18 protein-coding genes and 1 tRNA gene are annotated in these 24,016 nt (G+C 46.8%); 7 read left to right on the forward strand and 12 right to left on the reverse strand.

Annotated features, from left to right (window positions below; translation table 11 throughout):
* The first annotated feature begins 245 nt into the window (after positions 1–245).
* Positions 246–1,040 carry an SIR2 family NAD-dependent protein deacylase gene (locus tag ACZ0NX_RS04395; protein ID WP_464405763.1) on the forward strand — a complete coding sequence of 265 codons (795 nt, stop codon included), beginning with the start codon at positions 246–248 and terminating at the stop codon, positions 1,038–1,040.
* On the opposite strand, the gene ACZ0NX_RS04400 is transcribed toward ACZ0NX_RS04395, so the two are convergent.
* From ACZ0NX_RS04400 to ACZ0NX_RS04430, 7 genes are all read right to left on the reverse strand, one after another.
* Positions 1,041–2,993, reverse strand: coding sequence for an alpha-glucosidase (locus ACZ0NX_RS04400; protein WP_464405764.1), 1,953 nt, complete (start codon positions 2,991–2,993; stop codon positions 1,041–1,043). It abuts the gene before it with no gap.
* A gap of 62 nt (positions 2,994–3,055) precedes the next feature.
* On the reverse strand, positions 3,056–3,436 hold the full coding sequence (locus ACZ0NX_RS04405) for a type II toxin-antitoxin system YafQ family toxin (RefSeq protein WP_415688686.1): 381 nt from the start codon (positions 3,434–3,436) through the stop codon (positions 3,056–3,058).
* The gene (locus ACZ0NX_RS04410) at positions 3,426–3,737 is read right to left on the reverse strand and encodes a type II toxin-antitoxin system Phd/YefM family antitoxin (protein ID WP_415688685.1); all 312 of its coding nucleotides are present in this window, start codon (positions 3,735–3,737) and stop codon (positions 3,426–3,428) included. Before ACZ0NX_RS04410 ends, ACZ0NX_RS04405 begins: the two co-directional genes overlap by 11 nt.
* Positions 3,738–3,927: 190 nt before the next feature.
* On the reverse strand, positions 3,928–4,383 hold the full coding sequence (locus ACZ0NX_RS04415; protein ID WP_464405767.1) for a nucleoside deaminase: 456 nt from the start codon (positions 4,381–4,383) through the stop codon (positions 3,928–3,930).
* A gap of 29 nt (positions 4,384–4,412) precedes the next feature.
* The gene (locus ACZ0NX_RS04420) at positions 4,413–5,222 is read right to left on the reverse strand and encodes an alpha/beta hydrolase (RefSeq protein ID WP_415688682.1); all 810 of its coding nucleotides are present in this window, start codon (positions 5,220–5,222) and stop codon (positions 4,413–4,415) included.
* A 283-nt stretch (positions 5,223–5,505) separates the two neighbouring features.
* Positions 5,506–6,087 (reverse strand): dCTP deaminase, encoded by a 582-nt coding sequence (gene dcd, locus ACZ0NX_RS04425; protein ID WP_060786601.1) that lies wholly within the window; start codon positions 6,085–6,087, stop codon positions 5,506–5,508.
* 109 nt (positions 6,088–6,196) lie between these two features.
* Positions 6,197–9,154: a cation-translocating P-type ATPase gene (locus ACZ0NX_RS04430; RefSeq protein WP_464405769.1), complete on the reverse strand. Its 2,958-nt coding sequence runs from the start codon at positions 9,152–9,154 to the stop codon at positions 6,197–6,199.
* 210 nt (positions 9,155–9,364) lie between these two features.
* Here ACZ0NX_RS04430 and rlmB point away from each other — a divergent pair, with 210 nt between their 5' ends.
* Together rlmB and ACZ0NX_RS04440 are read left to right on the forward strand one after the other, a co-directional pair.
* Entirely contained in the window at positions 9,365–10,360 is a 996-nt protein-coding gene (rlmB, locus tag ACZ0NX_RS04435; RefSeq protein WP_415688678.1) for a 23S rRNA (guanosine(2251)-2'-O)-methyltransferase RlmB, read from the forward strand.
* Between the two features lie 45 nt (positions 10,361–10,405).
* Positions 10,406–12,151 carry an ABC transporter ATP-binding protein gene (locus ACZ0NX_RS04440; RefSeq protein WP_464405771.1) on the forward strand — a complete coding sequence of 582 codons (1,746 nt, stop codon included), beginning with the start codon at positions 10,406–10,408 and terminating at the stop codon, positions 12,149–12,151.
* Positions 12,152–12,153: 2 nt separating this feature from the next.
* Here the strand turns inward: ACZ0NX_RS04440 and ACZ0NX_RS04445 are convergent, their stop codons facing one another.
* Both ACZ0NX_RS04445 and ACZ0NX_RS04450 read right to left on the reverse strand, forming a co-directional pair.
* Positions 12,154–12,864, reverse strand: coding sequence for a nitroreductase family protein (locus ACZ0NX_RS04445; RefSeq protein ID WP_060786605.1), 711 nt, complete (start codon positions 12,862–12,864; stop codon positions 12,154–12,156).
* 9 nt (positions 12,865–12,873) lie between these two features.
* A complete protein-coding gene (locus tag ACZ0NX_RS04450) occupies positions 12,874–14,769 on the reverse strand; it encodes a S1C family serine protease (protein WP_464405774.1) in 1,896 nt (631 codons plus the stop codon).
* Between the two features lie 293 nt (positions 14,770–15,062).
* Between ACZ0NX_RS04450 and tgt the strand changes: the two genes are divergently transcribed.
* The 4 genes from tgt to ACZ0NX_RS04470 all read left to right on the forward strand — a co-directional run bounded on the left by tgt (position 15,063) and on the right by ACZ0NX_RS04470 (position 20,420).
* Positions 15,063–16,388: a tRNA guanosine(34) transglycosylase Tgt gene (gene tgt / locus ACZ0NX_RS04455; RefSeq protein ID WP_464405776.1), complete on the forward strand. Its 1,326-nt coding sequence runs from the start codon at positions 15,063–15,065 to the stop codon at positions 16,386–16,388.
* Positions 16,389–16,655: 267 nt separating this feature from the next.
* Positions 16,656–16,738, forward strand: a tRNA-Leu gene (locus tag ACZ0NX_RS04460).
* Positions 16,739–16,918: 180 nt separating this feature from the next.
* Positions 16,919–19,645 (forward strand): sialidase family protein, encoded by a 2,727-nt coding sequence (locus tag ACZ0NX_RS04465; protein ID WP_464405778.1) that lies wholly within the window; start codon positions 16,919–16,921, stop codon positions 19,643–19,645.
* Complete coding sequence (locus tag ACZ0NX_RS04470) at positions 19,629–20,420, forward strand: FadR/GntR family transcriptional regulator (protein ID WP_060786609.1); 792 nt, start codon at positions 19,629–19,631, stop codon at positions 20,418–20,420. The genes ACZ0NX_RS04465 and ACZ0NX_RS04470 overlap by 17 nt, the downstream gene beginning before the upstream one ends.
* A 118-nt stretch (positions 20,421–20,538) precedes the next feature.
* On the opposite strand, the gene nagA is transcribed toward ACZ0NX_RS04470, so the two are convergent.
* The 3 genes from nagA to ACZ0NX_RS04485 all read right to left on the reverse strand — a co-directional run bounded on the left by nagA (position 20,539) and on the right by ACZ0NX_RS04485 (position 23,858).
* Positions 20,539–21,798 carry an N-acetylglucosamine-6-phosphate deacetylase gene (nagA, locus tag ACZ0NX_RS04475; RefSeq protein WP_464405781.1) on the reverse strand — a complete coding sequence of 420 codons (1,260 nt, stop codon included), beginning with the start codon at positions 21,796–21,798 and terminating at the stop codon, positions 20,539–20,541.
* An 88-nt stretch (positions 21,799–21,886) separates the two neighbouring features.
* A complete protein-coding gene (nagB, locus tag ACZ0NX_RS04480; protein WP_004132426.1) occupies positions 21,887–22,699 on the reverse strand; it encodes a glucosamine-6-phosphate deaminase in 813 nt (270 codons plus the stop codon).
* A 199-nt stretch (positions 22,700–22,898) separates the two neighbouring features.
* Positions 22,899–23,858 (reverse strand): dihydrodipicolinate synthase family protein, encoded by a 960-nt coding sequence (locus ACZ0NX_RS04485; RefSeq protein WP_016635892.1) that lies wholly within the window; start codon positions 23,856–23,858, stop codon positions 22,899–22,901.
* Positions 23,859–24,016 lie beyond the last annotated feature (158 nt).

Consider the following 24,016-nt stretch of genomic DNA (forward strand, 5'->3'; position numbering starts at 1 on the left):
GACAATGAACTGGCAATAATTAACTAATAAGTAGTACAGACACGCTCTTGAGTTCTCAAACCACCACCACACCAGCCAGCTCATCAACCTCAACCGAGGAGAACCAGCCGCGCTGAGCAGCAAGAGATAAACTTACACCAAACCAGACTCAAAAGCAAATCACCCCCACACCAACAAGCCAAAACCATTGAAACAAAGCCAAAACATCGGCGTGTTGAAAATATATGCGTGTTATATATAGGTATATGAGAAATAGCGAGAATAACAGCAAGAAAAATAGCAAGAATAACGCACACCACCACATTGTTGTGCTAACAGGCGCGGGAATATCTACCAGCGCGGGCATTCCAGATTTTCGCGGTCCAGATGGAGTTTGGACCAAACACCCAGAGCAAATGAGCGTTTACGACATAGACGCGTTTCTAAGCAGCAAAGAAGAACGCGTGTACTCATGGCGCTGGCAAAAAGAGTCGCCAGTCTGGAACGCTGCGCCTGGAGCAGCGCATAAATCGCTAGTAAAACTTGAGAAAGCTGGAATGCTGGACTTAATCGCAACTCAAAACTTTGATGCACTTCACGAAAAAGCTGGAAACAGCCCAGACATTGTAGTGAACTTGCACGGAAGCATTGGAACATCGCATTGCATGAGCTGCCACGCAAGTTACAACACGGCCGACATTATGCGCGATTTAGACGAGCACCCAGACCCACATTGCAGGCGCGCGCTGCCATATCGCGGAAATATGCCTTGCAACGGTCTTATAAAAACAGACGTTGTATATTTTGGAGAAGCTCTGCCCGAAGGCGCAATGGAACGCAGCGCACAGGCGATTATGCACGCAAGCGAGCTGTGGGTTATTGGATCGACGCTAGAAGTGTTTCCAGCTGCAAGCCTTGTGCCACTAGCCGCTCGCGCAGGTGTGCCAATTACAATAATGAACCTGGGCGCTACGCAATACGATTATTTGGCAGAGCGCATAATACGCGAAGATATTGCAAAGGCTCTGCCAAAGTTGGTGGACGAAACTATTGCAAAATAATTATTGCAAGCTAACAGCGATTCCTTCCCAAGGCGAAAGCGTGCCATTTTTAAGCGATTTAAGGGCATGATCCACGCTGTAGGTAGAAATCATCACATCATCAGACGATACGCCGTTAGAGGCGATATTACGCAACAATTCAGCACTTTGCGCAGGTATTGCTACAGATGAATCCGTCATATTTATCAATACGAGCAACTTGGTGCAGTAGGCAGAGGAAGAATCGCAAGCAACCGCGCTTGAGGAATTCGCGGACTCCTCAAGACCCGCCTCAACTGCATCATCTGCTTTAGCATTCTCACAAGCCCGCTCAACCTGCCTAATAAACGCGTAAACACACTCGTCATCCGCATCAACCAAATTCCAAGAACCGGCCGAAACAACAGGCTGCAAATGACGCAACGCAATTAAACGCTTGTAGAACGAGTAAACGGAATCCGAATCTTCCATCTGCTCCGCCGCGTTAATGTCTACATAATTAGGATTCACGCTAATCCAAGGCTGCGCATTATTTTGCGATGGAACATTAAAAGGCATAAAGCCGGCATATTTAGACGCATTCCACTGCATTGGAGTTCGAGAATTATCGCGACCGCGCTTTGCGAGCGCATCCATCATAGACTCCGCAGACTGAATATGCGCCTGCTCTACGCGCTGCTTAAACATGTTAAGCGCTTCCAAATCGCGATACTGCTCGAGGCGAGTAAAGTGCGCGTTTGTCATGCCAATTTCTTCACCCTGATACACGTACGGAGTGCCGCGATGCATGTGAAGAAGCATTGCAATCGCCTTAGCGGAAAGCACGCGCATTTCATCGCTAGCCTCGCTACCCCAGCGAGAAAGCGCACGCGGCTGATCGTGATTATTAAAGAACAGGCTCGCCCAACCAACATTTGCCACAGCCTGCTGCTGATCTGCCATTGCACGCTTTAATGCCGTCAACTTAAGAGGAATAGGATTCCACTTAGTGCCATTTGCGCAATCAACATTAACTTGATCAAACAAGAAGAGCATGTCTAGCTCACCATTAGCAGGATTTGTAATATAGGTGTTTCGATGTGCGGAAATTCCAGGAGCCTCGCCAACAGTTAAGAAGCCTTCGCGACCCTTGAAAACCGCCTCGCGCATCTCGCGCAAAAACTCGTCTAAGCGAGGGCCGTCGGAGCAGAAGAAATACGGCGAAGAGTAGCCGTCGTCGCCAGCTGGTGCATCTTCAATCTGCGAACCATACTCCCCAGGCAAACGCCCTTCGCTATCTACACGCTTAGAAATTTGCGTAATCACATCCATGCGGAAGCCGTCAATTCCGCGATCCATCCACCAATTCATCATCTTGTACACGGCAGCGCGAACCGCAGGATTTTCCCAATTCAAGTCTGGCTGCTTTGGTGAGTACTGGTGGAAGTAATATTCACCACGCTTTGGATCGTAAGTCCACGCAGAGCCGCCGAAATACGATCCCCACTTGTTTGGCTCCGCACCTGGTTCTCCAGGCACGCAGCCTTTACGCGCAGGCCTCCACCAATACCAATCCGCGTAATCGCTAGAAGCATCTCTGGAAGCCTTAAACCAAGCATGCTCGTCGGAAGTGTGATTTACTACCAGATCCATAACAACTTTAAGTCCGCGCTTGTGTGCGCCAGCCAGAAGCTCGTCCATATCTTCTAGAGTGCCAAAAAGCGGATCAATATCTTGATAGTCGGAAATATCGTAGCCGTTATCGTCTTGAGGAGACTTGTAAACAGGGCTAAGCCAAAGAACGTCAACGCCTAAATCAGCTAAATAATCAAGGCGCGATGTAATGCCCTTTAAATCGCCGATTCCGTCGCCGTTGGTATCTTGAAAGCTTCGCGGATAAATCTGATACACAACTGCATTTGCCCACCAAGGGTTTGGCGTAGCGCCGTTTGTTCGCACGGATTGCGGCAAGTTAGCTCTGTCAAAAGTAGTCATTTAAACCCCATTAATTTTGATTATTTGTTGCTGATTATTTACAACGTTTACAATTCTATACTTTAGCTATCTTTGGATTTTGCAAGCAACGCTAAAGTATTACTTACCATCTCAGAATACTTGCGAATAATTTTAGAATTAGTATGAGCATTAGAGAATAATTCATCATGATTCCCCGCTCTTACCAATACTAAAGAAACAGACAATCCATCAACCCAATAAATAAGTAGTAAATCTGGCTGTACATGCAACTCACGGTATCCTTTCCAACTACCAGTAAGTGCATGATCACGATATTTACTCTTTAATAGCTGTTGATTATTATCTATAAGAGCCTGAAATACGGCAAGAAAATCTTCAGTGTTAATATGCTTTTTACGAATCTTTTTATAGTCATTATCAAATGACTTGATTGTAAGAAGACGTCTCTTTTCACAGACCATTTAGGTAATCCATCATGTCAGAAGCAGTATGTGATTCATGGGTAAATTCGCGATTTTGAACTTGCTTACGAGCTTCATTGTTTTTATTTTCGATAGCTTCTTCAATATACTTTTGAAGTTGTTCTTCGAGTGATTGATAACGCTCAAAATCTTCACGGTTAATAATGAAGTACATTGGTTGATTATTTTTTAGCACTGTAACTGGCATACCAGAACTCACCTTGGCAAAAGCCTGTGCAGATTTACCATTGCTAAAAGCACTAATCGGAACCATAGTGCTTATTGGAGCGACTGTAGTCATACGCTTTACCCTAACTTTTCTATAGATTTATAGACAATCCATGCACATACTTAATACATGTATATTTACTATACTTTTTACAAGTATATATTAAAGTTGTTATACTTGTAAATGTTATAGTTAAAAGAATACAAAAGCGACCCGAAGTAGAATCGCGAGCCGCGGCTCCTTACTTATTCATTTCATGATTCTATTTTGTGCGAGAGTTTGTGCGGGAGTTTGCGCGCGCAAAAAAATCGCTTAAAATCTGTGCACACTGCGATTCGCAAACGGACCCAAAAACCTGCGGATGCGAGCCAATATGAGGGTCTCGCAAAATATCCCAAACAGATCCACATGCGCCAAGTTTTGAATCCCAGGCACCAAAAACAACGCGGCTAATATGCGTTTGTAAAATCGCCCCAGCGCACATTGGGCATGGCTCCAAAGTAACAACAAGCGTGCAATCGCTAAGATTCCAAGACTTACGCGCCTCTGCCGCCTGCCTAATCGCAAGAACTTCCGCGTGGGCAAGTGGATCCGCGTTTTTCTCGCGAAGATTAGAGCCGCGGCCAATAATCGCCCCAGAGCTATCTACAACAACAGCGCCAACTGGAACTTCTTTGCAATCGGCAGCAACTTGCGCAAGCTGCAATGCTTCTTGCATGAATGACGTATAGTTGCACACGCTAAAAGTCACATTAACCCCGACGAGATATTATGAAGAGCAAACCAAGAGCGAATATCGCCAAGTTCTTCCATATGAACTGCGTGATCAAGCCCGCGGTAGCGCTTCTCTTCCAGCCACGTATGCTCCTCAAGCCACGCTGCAGCCGCCGAAAACTCGTAAGGAGCAATAACAGCATCATCCAAACCGTAGCCAAAGAAAACAGGTGTATTAAGCTCGGCAAGAACATCGTCGTTAAGCGAAATATCTTTGGTAATATTTGGAGCCACAAAGCCAGAAAGCGCAACAGCTGCGCGGTAGCGATCTGGGTTAAGCCTAAGAACATGAACCGCTAGAGCAGCGCCTTGCGAAAATCCAAAAGGCACAACAGCGCGGTCTTCGGGCACATTTGCCGCAACCCACTCGTCGATTGCAGCTGCAGCAGCATACATGTCTCGATCCAGATCTTGACCTTGCGGAACGGCATCGTGGAACCAGCTGTAAGCGCCTTGAGCTAAGCGAAGTGGAGCACGTAAAGAAATCGCATCGTTATAGGGTGCCACAACGCGCAGCAAATCAAGCAAATCATCCTCATTTGACCCCCAACCATGCAGCAGCAAAAGAAGAGGTCTTGTAGCATAAGCGGCAGCCTCGCCGCGAGAATACTGAGCAACGCTTACATGCAAATCTTCGCCAAATCTGCCTGGAACAACACTTGATTCACGGCCAGCATGCAGGCCATTTGAAGCATCAGAAGCATTGTCTTCGCCGCCAAAATCGCCGCCGTCAAAATCGCTATCGTCGAACTCGCTGGAGATCACACCGTTATGATTAGTCATACTTACAGCATACGGCACAGCTTTGGCATTTGAGCTAGGACTCAGTCCACATAAAAATTTAACCCCGACCGTTTAAGTCGGGGTTTAAATTTAAAGGAAAAAATATGAATAAGCTTTCGTGAAATACCTTTTAAGTTTTTCACTAATATTATGAAAACACATAATTCTTAGCGCTGCTAGTGAACTAGCTGATAACTTCCTGAAAGTTTTCTACTTTTCCTCTGATTTTTCTTAGGATTAACGCTGATTATCGCTAATTAATGCTAATTAACGCTGATTAACGCTAGTCATCCAAATTTGCGCGATAGAAATTCTCGTAAGACCTAGAAGGAGTTGGACCACGCTGACCCTGATAGTGAGATCCGTTAACGGAAGACCCATAAGGATTCTGGCAAGGCGAGCTGAGCTTAAAGAAGCACATCTGGCCAATCTTCATGCCTGGCCACAACTTAACTGGCAAGGTGCTAACGTTTGAAAGCTCCAGGGTAATATGGCCTTCAAAACCTGGGTCAATAAAGCCAGCTGTGGAATGAGTTAAAATTCCAAGACGGCCAAGAGAGCTTTTACCCTCTAAACGCGCAGCAATCGTAGAATCTAACTTCACATACTCCCAAGTGGAGCCAAGCGCAAACTCGCCAGGATGCAAAATCCAAGGCTCATCTGGCGCAACTTCAAACTGCTCAGTCAATTCGCCTTGATTTTCCGCTGGATCAACGTACGTGTAGGCGTGATTGTTGAATAAGCGGAAGAATCGATCCAGCCGAACATCAATCGACGCAGGCTGCACCATTTCTGGGGTCCATGGGGTCAAATCAATATGACCCTCTTCATGAGCTTTGAGAATGTCGCGATCAGACAACAGCATAACGTCAAATCTCCTTGCGATATTGCGTAAAAACACATAAACACATTTATACGCCAAGTGTAGCGCGTGCCTAGGTCGACGCAAACATTACGCAAACCTTATGCAAACCTTACGCAGCCATTGCAACAGATGATGCAGCTTTGCGTTTAGCCATAAAGCGCAAAACACACTTTCTTAGCTCCGAAGCAATAAGCACAACCATTGAAAGTCCAAGGCACTCCACCCACTCCATAAAATCGAGTGGAACTGTGCCAAATGGACCATTAAGGAATGGTATATAAATTACAGCAAGCTGCAACACTACGGAAACTGCGATTGCACCCCAAAGCCAACGATTTGCAAACAAGCCAACAAACACGCTTTGCAAATGCGAGCGAGAAGCCAAAGCGTTAAGCATTTGAGCAAACACAAGAATAGTGAAGCCCATTGTGCGCGCGTGAGTCATTTGGGCAGCATGAGTCAAAACAGTTGTGGAGCGGTCGGTAAACAATCCGCCAGCCAAATGCATGTCCATGCCAATCAGCGTTATAGCTGCCATAATCACGCCAATAAACACAATGTCTCCCCACATTGGCTTATCAATAACGCTATCTGTAAGTCTTCGCGGACGCCTATTCATAACGTCATCCGTTTGCGGATCAACGCCCATTGCAAGCGCAGGAGCAGCATCTGTAAGCAAATTAATCCACAAAAGCTGCGTTGCGAGCAAAGGCAAAGTTACGCCTACAGAGTTTGGCTGCGTTATGCCGAGTGCGCCAGCAAACACTACGCCACCAAACACGGTGAACACTTCGCCAACGTTGGAGCTAAGCAAATATCTTAAGAATTTACGAATATTGTCAAAAATTCCGCGGCCTTCGCGCACTGCTGCGACGATTGTAGAGAAGTTGTCATCTGCCAAAATCATCTTTGCAGATTCTTTAGTGACTTCCGTACCCGTAATGCCCATTGCAACGCCAATATCTGCCGACTTTACAGCAGGAGCATCGTTTACGCCGTCGCCAGTCATAGCAACAATATTGCCTTGCCTTTGAAGCGAGGAAACAATCGCAAGCTTGTGTTCTGGAGCCACTCGCGCATACACACTCACTTTGCTAATTGCATCGTCGAAAGCAATATTGTCGTCGTCTCTAGAAAGCAACTCGTCAAGCTCATCGCCAGTAAGAGCATGCTCATCTTTTCCAATAATGCCAAGGTCCCTAGCAATTCGAGCAGCCGTAAGCGGGTGATCGCCCGTAATCATAACAGTTCGGATTCCAGCACGATGCGCTTGAGCAACACTATCTCGAACTTCGATTCTAGGAGGATCAATAATCGCAACCATGCCGTTCCAAATTAAATCGGACTCCAAAACGTCGCTTTGCTCGGCAACATCTGCGATTTGGCCAGCAGCATTAGAAACCATGCCGGGAACTTTGGCTAAACTATCTACGCCAAGCGGCCTATACGCCATTGCAAGCGTGCGATAAGCTTCGCCAGAAAGCTTTTCCACGTTTGCAAGAATCTCTTCGCGGTCTCCTTCTGTAAGCGGGCGAACAGCGCCAGCCACTGCGATTCGCGTGCAATAAGAAAGCAAAACATCTGGAGCGCCTTTTGCACAAACAATAAGATTCCCAGAATCCGAATCGTCTTTAACAACCACAGACATGCGTTTGCGCTCAGACGTAAATGGCACTTCCGCAACGCGACTAAGATGTGCGTAACGCTTATCTGCCTTAGTTTTGCGAGCTGCAACAATAAGCGAAACCTCGGTAGGGTCGCCAACTGGCTGCCAAGCTCCCGACGATTCATCGAGATGCAAATCGCCATCGTTTGCTAAATACCCAGACCCAAGCGCACCAATCACCTCTGTAGCCAGCGCTGGAGGAACCGCCAAATCCGCATCTAAAGAACCAAGCAAAACCATACGCCCATCTGGCTTATACCCACTACCCGTAAGCTGCACTTGGCCGCTAGGCGTTATAACACGCTCAACAGTCATCTCGTTTCGAGTTAGAGTACCCGTTTTGTCGGAGCAAATAACGGATGCAGAGCCAAGAGTTTCTACAGACGAAAGCTTTTTAACAACAGCATGATGCTTTACCATGCGCTGAACGCCCAAAGCAAGAACAACCGTTAAGATAGCAGCCAAGCCTTCTGGAACAGCAGCAACAGCAAGAGAAACGGAAAGAAGCAAAGAATCTATAACGTCTTCAATGGTATGGAAGCCTTCAAGCGCCCACATAGACGCAAGCACAACGGCTGCAATAATACACACTGCGATTCCAAGAACCTTAGATACGCGAACCATCTCCTTCTCCAGAGGAGTGGCTTCTTCTTGCGCACTAGAAAGCATATCTGCGATTTTTCCAACCTGAGTTTTCATGCCCGTAGACGTGACGATTGCGCGACCAGTTCCTTGCGTTACGGCAGTGCCATTAAACACCATATTTGTGCGGTCTGCCAAAGACTTTGGCGAAGCTAGAGTTTCTGGGCGCTTGCTAACGGCAACCGATTCGCCCGTAAGGCTCGCCTCTGCAACTCGCAAAGAAGCGGCTGCAATAAGCCTTGCATCTGCAGAAACAGCATCACCTTCGCCAAGAACCAAAATATCTCCAGGCACAACATCCGCCGTATCTATGCGCATAACTCGCCCATCTCTAAGAACGGACGTTTGCGGAGCGCTCATTTTTGCCAGCGCCTCAACCGCTTCTTGCGCGCGCGACTCTTGAATATAGCCCAAAACTGCGTTTGCTATAAGAATCACGATTATAACTATTGAGTCAAATGGCAAAACTTCGCCGCCACTTTCGCCGCCATGTTGTGCGCGCTCAACAAACCATGCAATCGCAGAAATAATTGTGGCCGCTATAAGCAAGTAAACAAGCGGATCTTTAAACTGTTCGAGGAACCTCTTCCACGCTGGCGTTTTAGGAGCACCAGCTAGAGCGTTCGGGCCAAATTGCGCGAGCCTTCTAGAAGCCTCATCGCTACTTAAACCAGTAGAAACGTTTACGTTAAGCGCATCTGCAACACTTTGTGCGTCTTGCAATGACGGATCTTTGGATTGATCGCTTTGATCAACCATATTTTCCCCCTTGGGAGCGCCGCGGAGTAGTCAACAATCAAGATTTATGCAGAATTAACTCAAAATCTCGATTATTGCGCGGTTGTGGATTATTGCAATAACAATAATTTGCAATAATTAAGTACCGTTCTATTATGCCACATAAAGCGCCAAATACTAATGACTTACTAATACCTTATTAATGCCTCGGGGGCATGTGAGAATAGGAATATGGCTATGAAAAAAGGACCGACCAAGGGGTCGGGTGGAAAACATCGTAATGCATTGCGCGGCAAGGGGCCTACACCTAAGGCAGAAGATCGCGTTTACCATAAGGCTTATTTCGCCAAAAAAGCTGCGATTAAGCGCACTTTTGCAGATCCGCGTTTGGCGGCAAGACGCAGAGTAGATAAGTTGGGTACAGATAGCGATGAGTTGGTTATTGGGCGAAACGCAACACTTGAGGCTTTGCGCGTAGGCGTTCCTAGCACGCAACTTTATGTGGCAAATCGCATTGAGCACGACGATCGCACGCGCGAAATCGTTAAGCTTGCTGGCATGCAAGGCTTGCGACTTTTGGAGGCGGATCGCCTAGAGATGGATCGCATTGCCCACAGCACTAATCATCAGGGCATTATTTTAAAGGTGCAGCCTTATCAATACTATTCGCTGCAAGAGCTTGTTGATCGCGCAGAAAAGAAGGCTCGCGCTATGGAGGCGGCGGATTCTGCGTCCGCTCGCATTAACGCACGCCCGTTGTTTATAGCGCTAGACGGCGTTACCGATCCGCAAAATCTTGGTGCGGTTATTCGTTCCGCAGCCGCTTTTGGCGCAAATGGCGTAATTTTGCCTGAGCGCAGAAGCGCATCTGTTACTGCTGCCGCTTGGAAGGTTTCTGCAGGCGCTGCAGCGCACTTGCCTGTTGCTCGCGTGGTGAACTTAAACAAGGCGATTCAAGGTTTGCGCGAACGCGGATGGTACGCGATTGGCCTGGACGGCGGCGGAGACAAGCTCGTTGGCGAAACTGGCTTTGAAACCGATCCACTTGTTGTTGTTCTTGGCAGCGAAGGCAAAGGCATGAGTCGCTTAACGCGTGAAGCTTGCGACGCCATTGCTGGAATCCCAATTTCTAACGCCGTTGAATCGCTGAACGCATCCGTTGCTGCTGGAATCAGCTTGTATGCTGTGGCTAATGCGCGTAGGCTTGCTGCTTTAAGTCAAAATTAGCAATTGTATTGCGATTAAGAGTATTGCAATTAAGAGTTAACGGTAATGCGGATTTTAAAGCTACGCAATTTACAAAGCTCGCATAACGCGCGCACATTGGCACTGCTTTTAGCTTTTGTTTTATACATTGCGATTATTGCAATCGTAATGTGTTTCCACGAACCTTGGTTTGATGAAGCTCAAAGCTGGCTGATTGCGCGCGATTCACCGCTTGCAAGCATTTTTAGCGTTAGACCACATTACGAAGGCCACCCTCCTTTTTGGAATCTTTTACTTGCGATTGCAGCCAAAAGTGGCGTTCCATACGAGTTTGGAATTAAGGGAATTCAGCTGGTTTGCGCAATCTTACTTGGCGCGTGGCTTATTTTTAAATCGCCTTTTAAGCGTGCGGGCAGCCTTGCAACTTTTCTTATTCCTTTTACTTATTTTGCTTGCTTCCAATACGGCGTTACTTCAAGACCGTACGCTTTGCTTTGCTTAAGCTTGCTAGTGGCTGCACATTATTGGAATAGTGCGGATTCTAAGACTTCTAGCGCTTGCAAACTTGCGATTAGCCTTATGTTTATGTGCCTGCTTAGCGTGTATGGAATCGCGTTTGCTGCAGGATTTACAATTGCGTGGATTTGGCGAGTTTTTAGCAAGAATATTGGCAAGAATATTAGCAAAGACTGTAGCAAAGACTGTAGCAAAACTCTTAATTTTAGTGCCATTTTTCACGCGATTAAAACAACAATCTCATCAAATTTGGCACGACTTATATCTTGGGGATTAATCGCCATTTTTGGCGTTGCAAACCTTGCTCTTGCATGGCCCGCGCCAAACGCCTTCGCCACACGCGCAACGATTGATGGCAATTCAACAATCGCAAAATTCTTTGCTTCTATATTTGTAATGCCTTCCGAAAGCATGTTTACAAGCTTTTATGGCGATGTTTCAATGCGAAGAATGCCTTTTGACTTTTGGCCAATCGCAGTATGCACGCTGTTTAGCCTTGCGATTTGGGCATTTGTCATTAGAATCACCATGCGGCGAAAACTACTTGCCGTGCTTATAATGCCCTATTTTGTTCTTACAATCGTAGCCGTTCGCTATTTTACGCTTCATCACGCAGGCCTAATCTTTGTGTTTTTGCTTAGTGTGCTTTGGATTAGTCACATAAAAGAGCCGCTTAGCAGCAAGGATATTCCTACGATTTTTGTTAAAATCATCCCTAATAAATTCAGATTTATAAAAAACAAAGCTTTGAAAATCAACGTGCTAATTTCAATAATACTCGCCCCAAGCCTAATTTGGAATGCGTTTGCTTGCGTAAACGACATTCTGTTTGACTACTCGCCTTCCAGGGCTGTAGCGCAATACATATCTAGTAATCACTTGCAAAATAAGCGTTTTGTAGCATCTTGGCTTCATAATTACCAGCAGGTTGACGAAAGTGGAAACGTTATTTCGCACGAAGAAAGCGACACTCACCAATATTCGTGGCTTCTAATAGGCGCAAACCCTTATTTTTCTAAGAATCTTATAGACTGCGCTTACAAAAACAAGACTTTTATAACAAACGAAAGCTCGTCTGCAAACCAGCAAGAAAAAGAGTTGGCAGCGTGCGCTGCAAAAGGCGAACCAGAGTTTTTTGTTAGCGAATCCAGCCAGCCGTGGTACTACTTCTTGGCATTAAACTACAACATTTCGCATTACAACGCGCATGCTGTTTCTAACGTTAAAACGTCTTGGAAGGCTCTTGTTTGGGAAAGCACTGCCACTATTTACGAGCGCAAAGCACACATAAAATAGGACTACAGCAGCTCAATCTTTGGATGCTCAGCTCTAAACTCGTTTGTGTGCGAATCGCTAGCATACCCAAGCGCAAATCCAGTTAAAAGCTCCATGTTTTCTGGAACGTCAAACTCCGCGTCTAACGGATCTCGCCAAGTTGCCAAAACTCCAAGTGGGCAAGAGTCAACGCCTAAATCTTTAGCAGCAAGAAATAGCGTTTGCAGCATAAGGCCAGCGTCCATTGCAGCAAACGGCATAAAATCGCGCCTAGCTAAAACAAAGCCAATAACAGGCGCTCCAAAAGCCTCAAAATTCCTACGCGTATGGGCGTTCCTGGCTGCAAAATCGTGCCTTTCGATTCCTAAATGCGAATATAACGCTAGACCAAGTTTAGCGCTTCGCTGCTTTAGATCATCAGGGTACGGCCTTGCAACAGGAACGTCGCCATTAGGCGCTGACTCTTGAGCAAACTGAGCACGCTCAGATTCACTCAAACTCTTATCTTTGGCCTTAAGCATTGCATTGCACTTATCTAAATAAGCTTTTACAATGTTGTCTTTTTTGCTGCCTTGTGCAATCGCAAGCGCATAAGCCCTTGTGTTACTCCAGCTTGGCGCAAGAGAAGCGGTGTGCAGTATTGACTCTAAAACGTTTTGCTCAATCGGCTTGTTTAAAAAGTCGCGTGCAGAAAACCGCTCCGATGCAAGTTGGCCAAAATCTTTGTAAGTCATGCTATCAGTTTACCAGAAACCGAATGGATCAAAAATGCCGCCGTCGTCGGAATCGTCGTCTCCGCCTCTAGGAAGCTGATTCAAAGGATCGTCGTCGTCATCCGAAGAATCGCCGCCGTCACCCTTTTGACTCTTATTTTGCGAAGAATCAGGCTTCTTGTTGCTGCGCCTTCTTAGCGAGCGAGGGTCTTGGCGAGTTGCACCATTAACCGCAGCTTCTTCTTGATTAAACTTAACAGTTAAGTTGACGGTTCCGTTTCCACGAACAACCGTTATTGTTGCCTTATCTCCCAAAGCTGTAGCGCGCACAAATCCAAGCAGCGAGTAGTTGCTTGTAACCGACTTGCCATTAAACGCTACGATTGTATCTCCAGCGCGCATTCCCGCCTTTGCAGCAGGAGCACCAGGCGTTACAGACGCCACTTGAGCGCCGCCACGCGTAATGCTATTTTGCGTTACGTTTACGCTTTTAACCATAATTCCAAGAGCAACGTGCTTTACAGAACCGTTCTTAATAATCTCGGTTACTACGCGCTTAACAAGGTTGGAAGGAATAGCAAAGCCGATTCCAATGGACCCTGCTGTGCCACCTCTTGCAGAAGTTGCTGCAATAGACGAGTTAATGCCAATCACTTTTCCAGCAGCATCGAAAGTTGGGCCGCCCGAATTGCCTGGGTTGATTGCTGCATCAATTTGCACAGCGTTTGTAACGATTTCGGAACGACTTTGATCGTCCATAACGGAAACTGGGCGATTAAGCGCAGAAACAATGCCTGTTGTAGCAGTATCGTCGTATCCAAGTGGATTTCCGATTGCCATTACTGGCTGGCCAACTGCGAGCGCATCCGAATCCGCAAAATCAACTGGCTTTACACTATTTGGCAAACCGTCTACTTTAAGCACAGCCAAATCTGTTGTTTTATCGGTTCCAACAAGCTTTGCTTTGTAAATCTGACCGTTAGAAAGCGTTACTTGAAGCTGCTGCATGCCAGCAATAACGTGGTTATTTGTAACAACATGACCCTGATTATCGATTATTGCGCCCGAGCCTTTGCTCATGTTTTTGCTGTTGCGTGCCTGAATAGAAACAACGCCGCCAGAAACGTTTTTAGCAACCGAACGCCAATCTGGAGCCTGGCCGCCCTTTACTACGGCCGTTCCTTTTGAATGGCTTTGCGCTCCAACGTCTGCAAGTGTTCCTGCGCCTGGAATAGGAATCAGGCCTTGAGTAAGAGCAAATGCCATTACAACAACGCATACAATGGCAGAAACAATAGACGAAACGATTGCCACCGTAATTGTTGAGTTTTCTTTAGATTCCGCCCTAAATCCGCGCTTTTTATAAACCACATTTGTAGTTTGGAGTGGATTCTGGGATGAATCTTGTGCTGGATTCTGGGCTAAATCTTCGGCAGGCTGATTTTCTGCAATATTATCCGCGCTATCTGCATTATCCGCGCTATTATCCGCGCTATTTTCGCCACTGTTATCCGCGCTCAAATCGTAAGGATTGCCGAATCTAGCTCGCTTTTGCGCGTTATTATTATATGGATCACCATATGGCAAGAACGGATTATCTAAATCGTCACTATCTTTCGAATGCGCATAATCACTGCTGTTTGCGCTATTTGCTCCATTTGCATCACTTGCATCACTTGTGCCGCTTGCACTGCCCAAATTACTCGCGCTGCTTTGCTCTTGATTTTGCAACGATTCGCCAGAGTTATTTACATCACCCGCATCTACAGGGCCATACGCTCCGTATTCTGGAGCTGGTCGATAAATCTGCTCTGAATTCGCCTGATTTTCCTGCGCGCTTAGCGGCTTCGATTGGCTTTGTGAAGCATTGCCATTTTGCTCTTCACTAGAATCGTAGGCCTTGGAATCGTAAATATCGTCAGCCATTAATCCTCCTTAAATCTTTTACAAAGCATACTCTAATCTGATTACACAAATTCATACAAGCTAATATGCAATTAATATGCAATTTTTACACAATTTTGCGTTTACAATACGAGTTAAACGTGCCGCTCTTAAAATTACCTGAATATTTAGCAGTATAAATGCCGTATAAATACCACATATAACCCATAAATTAGCTAATTATTTTTATAAAAATTATAAAAACACGTAAAATTTAACGAACGGTTGCTTGCGACTTTTCCGCGCGCAATACCGCAACTTACGCGCGTATCGTCATGCCTTCTAATAGAGTAAATGTTATGACTAATCTTATTGAACACCCACGCGGAGCAGAACCTGGTAAACCTGGAGATCGCAGAGAATTCTCGTTTACAACAAAAACGCGTTTGGAAAATGCGGCAGATGGCAAAGGAAAAGACGGAGCCAGATACGGCCGCACTGGCGTAATTCGCACGCCTCATGGAGATATTTGCACGCCTGCGTTTGTGCCAGTTGCCACGCAAGGCGCAATGAAGGCCGTGCTACCAGAATCAATCAAAGACTTGGGCGGCCAATGCATGCTTTCTAACGCATTCCACTTATATGAGCGCCCTGGCGAAGATATTTTGGACGAAGCTGGCGGCCTTGCAAAGTTTATGAACTGGAATGGCCCAACTTTTACGGATTCTGGCGGATTCCAAGTGCTTTCGCTTGGCGCGGGATTTAAAAAGACACTTGCCATGGACGTTACTGGCATGAAGTCCGACGATGTAATCGCAGCTGGTAAAGAGCGAATGGCATTTGTTGACGAAGATGGCGTTACTTTTAAGTCTCCGCTAAACGGCTCTATTCATCGTTTTAGCGCAGAAATCTCAATGGGAATTCAGCACAAGCTTGGCGCGGATATTATGTTTGCTTTTGATGAGCTTACAACGCTTATGAACACTCGCCGCTACCAGGAGGAGTCTGTTGAACGCACTTTCCGCTGGGCTAAGCGTTGCGTTGAAGAACACAAGCGATTGACCGAGGCGCGATTAGGAAAGCCGTATCAGGCGTTGTATGGCGTTGTTCAGGGAGCAAATTACGAGGATTTGCGCAGGCACGCGGCACAGCAGATTGCTTCTCTCGACTTTGACGGCGTTGGAATTGGCGGTGCGATTGAAAAGCGAATTATTGGAGACACTTGCGCTTGGATTTGCGACGCTATGCCAGAAAATCGCCCTCGCCACGTGCTTGGAATTGCAGCAGTTGACGACATTTTTGCTTGCGTAGAAAACGGCGGAGATACCTTTGACTGCGTGGCGCCTGCGCGATGCGGCAGAAACGGCGCGATTTTTACTCGCCACGGGCGCTACAACGTAAAGCGCGCTGAATTTAAGCACGACCAGGGGCCGCTTGAAGCTGGCTGCGATTGCTACACTTGCACGCATTATTCGCGCATGTATGTTAGCCATTTGCTGCGCGCTAAAGAGATGAACGGATACACACTTGCCACTATTCACAACGAGCGATTCTTTGTTAAGCTTCTAGACGACATTCGCGCGTCGATTGACGGCGGGTATTTTGAAGAGTTCAGAGATGAGTCGTTAGCCCATTATTATGAGAATGGGTCGCGCGGATAATTTGCTTGGTGTTGCACGTGAATCGACGATTTCAATCTGCACACTTCCCCATGTTTGTTTACTTTTTCTTGCTTTTGTTTCCAAAATCGGCCGAAATGTAAACAAACGTGGGCAAAAAGAAACAAACGTGGGGAAGTGTGCCCGCGTTTGTTTCCAAAATGGGTCGAAATGGGAACAAACGCGGGTAAAAAGAAACAAATGCGGGCCAACACACAAATGGCGATATTTGCTAAACGGCTACAAATATGGTAGTTTTATGGTCTGTATGCGAACGTGGCGGAATGGTAGACGCGCTGTCTTCAGGTGGCAGTGAGTGTATACTCGTGCGGGTTCAAGTCCCGCCGTTCGCACTCTTTAGGAACGTTGATTTTTCAACGTTCTTTCTTATTTTGTAGCATCATATTGCAACATCATATGCAACAATTGTGCATTTGCTTAAAAATGTGTGATAGACTGAATAGTGAACGTCATAAGACGTCAGACGTGTTAAAACATTGGTGTTTTAATTTTTACGGTCATGGAGGACTAAAATGGAACGTCGTTCAACGAAGACGACGAACCTGGGTGAAGAAATTGCCAATATCGGGGGTTCGGCACACACGCGATTCAACCATGCCACAATAAAAATTACACCAGTTAGCGAAAATAGCGGGAATCACGGGAATCAAAACGAAGGAATAATAGGGTTCAAATTTGTAGCAAATGCAGATTGTGATTTATTAAATATTAAGCCCGCACAAGAATCGGAAGCTTCCGCGCATCAAGAGGACGCAACTCCAATAATAAAAATAAGTATTAAAGAAGATGCTCCCCTGCTTAGTGCGCAAAATCTTTTAGAAGATAGTGCCGACGCAAATGGTGCAAAAGAAATTGCACTGCACATGGAAGATGCGCTAGGCGCGGGCAACGGGCGCGAACACGATTTTGCAATAACGTACGGAAGTTTTGGAAGCCGATTCTATTTAGACGGATACCAGTGCTTTGCGAGCGCAACGAATCTTGGACCGCAAAGAGTGTGCGCAAAAGCGGCGGAAGCTTGTGCAGCGCAGGCAGAATCTTCGCAAATCTACGACTTTTACCACTCAAGCCACTTGCCGCAGCCAGAAGAAATTGCAAATTCGGCCACTCAGGCGCAGCCAGACATATGGTTTGCGGGGCCTACGATTTGCGCAAGAGACATAAAACGCATATCTTGCAAGGCCAGCGGAACGCTGCACATTCAATTTAGATTGCGCGGGCCAGGCCAACACGGAGTGCTTTTTGCAGCTGGAACTACTGGAACTACTGGAACTACTGGAACTGCCGGAACTGCCGGAACTGCCGGAACAAAAACTAAGCAAGAACCTAGCGAAAAAATAAGCGTGTACGCGGGTCCAGAAGGCATAAAAATCACGCTAATTGACAGCGAGACGGGCGTAAAAAGCGCAATCGAAGCAGCCGCAAGCATTGACGATGGCGAATGGCACGACTTGATTATTCGTGCAAATCGCGGAGCAACCGACATTTACGTAGACGGATACAGCCAGTCGCACAACATAGGTCAAGTCTGGTTTGCAAACATACCAGACTTAGACGCCGTAAGCACTGGCGAAAACCTGCGCGGAGTGCGATTAATGGGCGAAGCCAGAACGGGCGGAATCTACTTTAGTGCGCTAAGCGAAGGCCAAATCCAAAGAATATCAAGAGTAAAACCGCTTGTAACAACCGCACTATTTGACACAGGCTACGCAGGCTCTCGCAGCTACAGAATACCGTCGCTTGTAAAAACGCGCATGGGAACGCTAATCGCGGGAGCAGACCAGCGAACAAGCGTTTCGAACGACGCTCCAAATCACATAAACTTTGTGATTCGCAGATCCTCAGACAGCGGCAAAACGTGGGGGCCTTTGCAAACCGTAATCAACATGCCTGGCAAAAACCTTGGAAAACTGGGCGCCAGCGCAATCGACTCCTGCCCTGTTTTAGACCCAGAGGGCAAAAGCGAAAGAATCAACGTATTAATTGACATTAATCCTGGCGGAATTGGGCTAACAAATTGCAAAACCGCTGTAGGCGTGGACGCTTGCGGAAGAATCAAGCTTATAGATCGCCTGGGCGGGCACTACGCGGCGGCAATGGACGCAAGCGCGGCCGTAAAATTGCCATGCGATTCTAGCGAAAAAGAATGCGCAACAAATTGGCTAATTTACCCAGATGGAAGCATAAAAAATGGCGATTTGAGTGGAGATTTGAGTGGTGACTCAAGCAATAACTCGCACAGTAACCAAACTTGCGACCGTTCCACGTGGAACATATGGCAATCACCCGAAACAGCAAGCGAAAGTCAGCCATTATTCGCCGAAAAAACTTGCTACATAGCGCAAATCTACTCGGACGACGACGGCGAAACGTGGAGCGCACCACGCTTAATTGACCACATGGTTAAAGAACCGTGGATGAGCTTCGCTGGAGTATGCCCAGGGAACGGAATTGTTATTAGGCGCAGCGAAAAACATTACGGCAGAATACTTGTGCCATTTTATTGCAGCGGCCAAAGCAAATCGCACTATTCTTCGGGAGCGCTTATTTCGGACGACGACGGCAAAACGTGGCGCCGAGGCAAAATGATTAACGAGGGGCGATTAATGGGCGGCAAAATCGTAGACCCTGTAACAATGCAAGACGACGATGCAACAAGCTCCGAAACCGTGTTTGTAGAGCGCAAAAATGGCGATATTCTGGCGTTCTTCCGCAATCAAAATCGCTCGGGATGCGTAGGCAAGGCCATTAGTCACGATTGCGGCGAAACATGGAGCGAGCTGATTTTTGACCAAAGCTTGCCCGAGATATTCAGCCAGCCAAGCGCAACCTGCTTTAGCGGCGAAAACGAGGGAAACGCAGACTGCATAGCATTTGCAAACGCAAGCCAAATGATGCCATACCGCGGCCGCGGAGTTGTGCGATTTAGCTCCGACGGCGGCAAAACGTGGCAAAAAAATGTGTGCATAAACCCATTCCACCACGTTTATCAATGCCTTACCTCTAGCAATAAACACACTTTGCAGCTACTGTGGGAAAAAGAGACTACTGGAATTTATATAACAGCAATAGATTCCTCGCTTTGGCGGCAAGATAGTTTGCAAACAGGTTTCAAAAACACAATAGACAAAAACACAATAGACAAAAACGAAAAAACAAAAGATTCAAAAGATTTAAAAGATTTAAAAGAGGGAAGACTCACGCGAACTGAAAGGGGCCAAAATGGAAGAGACATTTAGCAAGCACGAAGACGATGAGATGACAACACTAGACCGCTTATCGCTATTGCAGGCAAGCTCAAACTCCGCTCCAATCGCAGCAAGAAAGCGCTGCGACGAAACAATGGACGCAATCAGGTCGCTTATATTAAGAGAGCGTTTGCAGCCAAAAGATATGCTTCCAACCGAGCCAATGCTATGCAATTTGATTGGCGCATCAAGATCGTCGGTGCGCGAGGCCATTCGCAAGCTTGAAGCGCTTAACATTGTGGAAGTTAAGCAAGGAAAAGGCATGTTTGTTGGCTCCTTGTCTTTGGATCCAATGGTGGAAACGCTTGCATTCCGATCTTTAATCTCCATTAATAAGAATTTTGAAGACTTGAGTGACGTTGTGGAAATGCGCAAATTCCTAGACCTTGGATGCGCGGATAAAGTTGTTGAGTCGCTTAAGGGAACGCAGCATCCAGAGCTGGAAGCGCTTTCGGAAACAATGACAAAAGAAGCGCATGCTGGAAAAACGTTCTTGGAACAAGATATTGCTTTCCACACGGGCATTTTGCGCGCGGTAAACAATACGATTGCAGAGCAATTTGTGCGATGCTTGTGGCTTGTGCATATGGCTGTTTTGCCACAATTGGGGCTGGAAGTTTCGGACGAGCTTGAAAAAACCGCTAGAGCGCACGAACTTATGCTTAAAACGGCTATTGCGGGAGACGCAGACGGATATAGGCAGGCTGTAAACAGCCATTACGAGCCAATTCAGTCGATTTTGCTTAATAGACTGCAAAAGCACTGAAGCACATACATTCTATAAAATGGAAGAACCGCTCTAGTTTAGAGAGCGGTTCTTTCATCTTCAATGGTGATGCCTGAGTACTACAGCATCACGATTAATCGCAACGATACGATTTCCGTTACGAAATTTTATGGCCGTCGCACCAAACGTGCTCAACTGCCAAAGTTCCTGGATTAAGCAAAAGCAAATCGGCCGCGTACCCCTTTTCAACCAAGCCCAAAGGAGCGCCAGTTATAGCATTCGGCTTATCTACTCCAAGCACATGAGCAGGAACAACGGTTGCCGCAGCAATGGCCTCTGGCAATCCGATTCCAAGCTCTTTAACAGCGCGCTTAATAGCAACTTCTAGAATCAAAGTAGATCCCGCAATAGCGCCATTAGAAACAAGCCTTGCGTGGCCGCCCGTAACCGTAACGTCTAAAGCGCCAAGCTTATAAGCGCCATCTGCGCATCCTGTTGCAGCCATTGCATCTGTTACAAACGCAATCTTTCCAGCTGCCGCCTTAAACGCCATTCGCAAAACAGGGTTTTCAACGTGGAAGCCGTCGTTAATAAGCTCAATCGTTACTCGCGGGTCTTCCAAAGCTGCAGGAATTGGGCCTGGCTTGCGGTGATGAATGCCGTTCATAGCGTTAAACATGTGAGTCATAAGCGTAGAGCCAGCGTTAAAAGCCGCGCGCGCGGTTTTATAATCTGCGTCGCAATGCCCCACTGCTGGAATTACGCCAGCCTGTACAAAGCGCTTAATAGCCTCCATGCCGTGTTCTCGCTCTGGAGCCAGAGTAATCTGGCGCAAAGTGCCATCCGCCGCCTCAAGCAGCGCCTCAACACGCTCGGGGGTAGGGTCCACTAGGCAATTAGGGTCGTGCGCGCCTTTTCTAGAAAGCGCCAAGAACGGCCCCTCTAAGTGAGATCCAAGCACATCTGGTCGCGTTTGCATAACGCGCTTAACGGTGCGTAAATTCTCTTGCATTACATCAAGAGGATTTGTAATCAAGCTAAGAACTTGCCTAGTTGTTCCGTGAAGCATGTGATACGCGCGCGCAATGGCAATCCCTTCGGCACCGTCGTCAAACGAATGCTCCCAGGCTCCATGAGCGTGCAAATCAATGTAGCCTGGCGCAGCAAAATAGCCGCCGCCGTCTACAACATTTAAGTCAGATGCGCGCAAGCCGCAAGCATTAATCGCCAGCGCAAGGTCTTCGTCTAAAATGCCCGTTTCTAAAATCACGCCATCTTTAACCAAAATCCAAGCGTTAGGAACAATTCCGCGCGCGTCTACAACGCTTACGTTGCGCACTACAAAACTGCGCCCCTCGTTTGATTTTAGTGAATCATCAATCTTATTTACGGCATCTAAGTATGCATTTTTTGACATTTAACCCACCTGCGTTTGTGCTTTTGAAGTTTGTGCTTTTGAATACGTTACTTAATTTTAGACTTATCTATCAGAGATATCGGATCTATCAGATTCCCTGCCAAGATGGCTTATTTGCATACACCCAGCGATAGTAGTCTGCCAACTTAAGCTTGCTTGCTGCATCTTCGTCTACAATCACAGTTGCATGCGGATGCATTTGCAGCGCGGAAGCTGGGCATAGCGAGCTTACTCCGCCTTCTAGCGTGGCCGCCACAGCATCTGCCTTATTAGAGCCAAACGCAAGAAGAACAAGATGCTTAGCGCGCAAAATCGTTCCAATTCCTTGGGTTATGCAGTGAGTTGGAACCTGGTTAATATCTCCGTCGAAGAATCTGCGATTATCTACGCGAGTCTGCTCGGTTAAGGTTTTTACGCGCGTTCCAGATGCAAGCGAAGATCCTGGCTCGTTAAATCCAACGTGGCCGTCGGAGCCAATTCCCAAGATTTGCACATCGATTCCGCCAGCGGCCGCAATAGCAGCATCGTAGTCGGCTCCAGCGTGTGCAATCTTGCTGCCCTCGCTTAATGGCGCTCCGTTAAGAACATCTCCTGGAACGTGCACTAAATCTGGGTTTAGGCCGATTAAATCGGTTACGGTTCTGCGAATTGTGCTGTGGTAGGACTGCTCGTGCTCTAATGGCAATCCAATGTACTCGTCAAGCGCAAATCCGCGCACGCGACTAACGTCAACATTATTTTCTTTAACAAGCTTTGCAAGATGCTCGTAGGCCTTTAATGGGCTAGATCCTGTAGCCAAGCCAAGCACTGCGTCTGGCTTGCGACTAATCAAATCTACAACTGCTTTTGCGTAGAGCTCGCCAGCTTCATCCTGATCTTTTACAATAATAACTTCTGCCATCTTTGCTTCTCCTTTAAAGCTTTAAGCAATTATTAGCATTGCGGCATGCGAATTAACGCACACCGCAACACTATTTACTTACTATGCACCATAAATAAAAGGCTTTATTAGATTATTTATGATTATTTATGATTTTTACTTAAGATACGCACCTAAGATACGCACTTAAGATACGCACTTAAGATACGCACTTAAGTCGCTACTTAGTGGAATCGCTCACTTCTTGCGGAGTCTTTGCCAAAGTCAAGCCAACTTCCTTAAGAACGCCAGCCACGGCTTCAACATTTTCTCCCTTAAGTGGGCAAACTGGATCTGGCATCTGATTTGTGTCAAACACGCCAAGCAATGCCATTGCAGTCTTAAAGGCGCCAACACCAGCGCCAAAGCCTGCCACTCCGCTAGGAACAGTAACGATTCGCATCAAAGCAGCAAGCCAATCCTGCTCCTTCTTAACCGTTGCCCAATCGCCAGCCTGAGCAGCCTTCCACATGCGCACGTAGCCAGTGGCCTCAACGTTTGCAAGACCTGGAACAGAGCCGTCTGCACCAGCCATGTATGCTCCATCAACAACAACCTCTTGGCCCGTAAGCAAAGTCAATGGGTGGCCAGCCTTGTTGTTGTCGTCTACAAGGAACCTAAACGATACGTCGTCGTTGGAAGAATCCTTAACGCCAGCAAGCACGCCATCTTTGCCAAGCTTTACAAGCAAACCGCCTGGAAGCTTTGTGTGCACGCAAACTGGAATATCGTAAGCAAACAGAGGCAAATCTGGAACAGCTTCGTGAATAAGGCGGAAGTGACGCTCAACTTCTGCCATGCCGCCGAGTGCATAGAATGGCGCTGTTGCAACGATTGCAGATGCTCCAAGCTCCTTAGCTTCCTTTGCATGCTCAATAACGCGGTTTGTTTCCGTATCGATGCAGCCAACCAACACTGGCACGCGGCCGTCAACAATGCGCATTACGGTTTCAATGATTTCGCGGCGGCGCTTATCTGTGCTAAATGCCACTTCGCCAGAAGATCCAAGTGTAAACAGGCCATCTACGCCTGCCTCAATCATGCGGTTAAGAGAGCGCTCAAAGCTAACAACGTCTACTTCGCCGTCTGCCGTTAATGGCGTAACTACTGGAGGAATAACGCCGTGGAATTTTTCTGCCATGATTAAACTTCTTTCGTATTTTTTATGACTTTTTATGATTTATGATTTATGATTTATGATTTATGATTTTAGGTTTTGCAATTAATGGGCGGCCTGCATGGATTTACTGCAGGTCTTAGCAGACCGCCCGCGCATTTAAGCTAGCGACTAGCGACTAG

It is taken from the genome of Gardnerella rara, from assembly GCF_055452355.1.

Coding starts and splice junctions, on each gene's coding strand:
- ACZ0NX_RS04395 (WP_464405763.1), top strand. CDS start 246: ATGAGAAATAGCGAGAATAACAGCAAGAAAAATAGCAAGAATAACGCA.
- ACZ0NX_RS04400 (WP_464405764.1), bottom strand. CDS start 2,993: ATGACTACTTTTGACAGAGCTAACTTGCCGCAATCCGTGCGAACAAAC.
- ACZ0NX_RS04405 (WP_415688686.1), bottom strand. CDS start 3,436: ATGGTCTGTGAAAAGAGACGTCTTCTTACAATCAAGTCATTTGATAAT.
- ACZ0NX_RS04410 (WP_415688685.1), bottom strand. CDS start 3,737: ATGACTACAGTCGCTCCAATAAGCACTATGGTTCCGATTAGTGCTTTT.
- ACZ0NX_RS04415 (WP_464405767.1), bottom strand. CDS start 4,383: ATGCAAGAAGCATTGCAGCTTGCGCAAGTTGCTGCCGATTGCAAAGAA.
- ACZ0NX_RS04420 (WP_415688682.1), bottom strand. CDS start 5,222: ATGACTAATCATAACGGTGTGATCTCCAGCGAGTTCGACGATAGCGAT.
- dcd (WP_060786601.1), bottom strand. CDS start 6,087: ATGCTGTTGTCTGATCGCGACATTCTCAAAGCTCATGAAGAGGGTCAT.
- ACZ0NX_RS04430 (WP_464405769.1), bottom strand. CDS start 9,154: ATGGTTGATCAAAGCGATCAATCCAAAGATCCGTCATTGCAAGACGCA.
- rlmB (WP_415688678.1), top strand. CDS start 9,365: ATGGCTATGAAAAAAGGACCGACCAAGGGGTCGGGTGGAAAACATCGT.
- ACZ0NX_RS04440 (WP_464405771.1), top strand. CDS start 10,406: ATGCGGATTTTAAAGCTACGCAATTTACAAAGCTCGCATAACGCGCGC.
- ACZ0NX_RS04445 (WP_060786605.1), bottom strand. CDS start 12,864: ATGACTTACAAAGATTTTGGCCAACTTGCATCGGAGCGGTTTTCTGCA.
- ACZ0NX_RS04450 (WP_464405774.1), bottom strand. CDS start 14,769: ATGGCTGACGATATTTACGATTCCAAGGCCTACGATTCTAGTGAAGAG.
- tgt (WP_464405776.1), top strand. CDS start 15,063: ATGCCTTCTAATAGAGTAAATGTTATGACTAATCTTATTGAACACCCA.
- ACZ0NX_RS04465 (WP_464405778.1), top strand. CDS start 16,919: ATGGAACGTCGTTCAACGAAGACGACGAACCTGGGTGAAGAAATTGCC.
- ACZ0NX_RS04470 (WP_060786609.1), top strand. CDS start 19,629: ATGGAAGAGACATTTAGCAAGCACGAAGACGATGAGATGACAACACTA.
- nagA (WP_464405781.1), bottom strand. CDS start 21,798: ATGTCAAAAAATGCATACTTAGATGCCGTAAATAAGATTGATGATTCA.
- nagB (WP_004132426.1), bottom strand. CDS start 22,699: ATGGCAGAAGTTATTATTGTAAAAGATCAGGATGAAGCTGGCGAGCTC.
- ACZ0NX_RS04485 (WP_016635892.1), bottom strand. CDS start 23,858: ATGGCAGAAAAATTCCACGGCGTTATTCCTCCAGTAGTTACGCCATTA.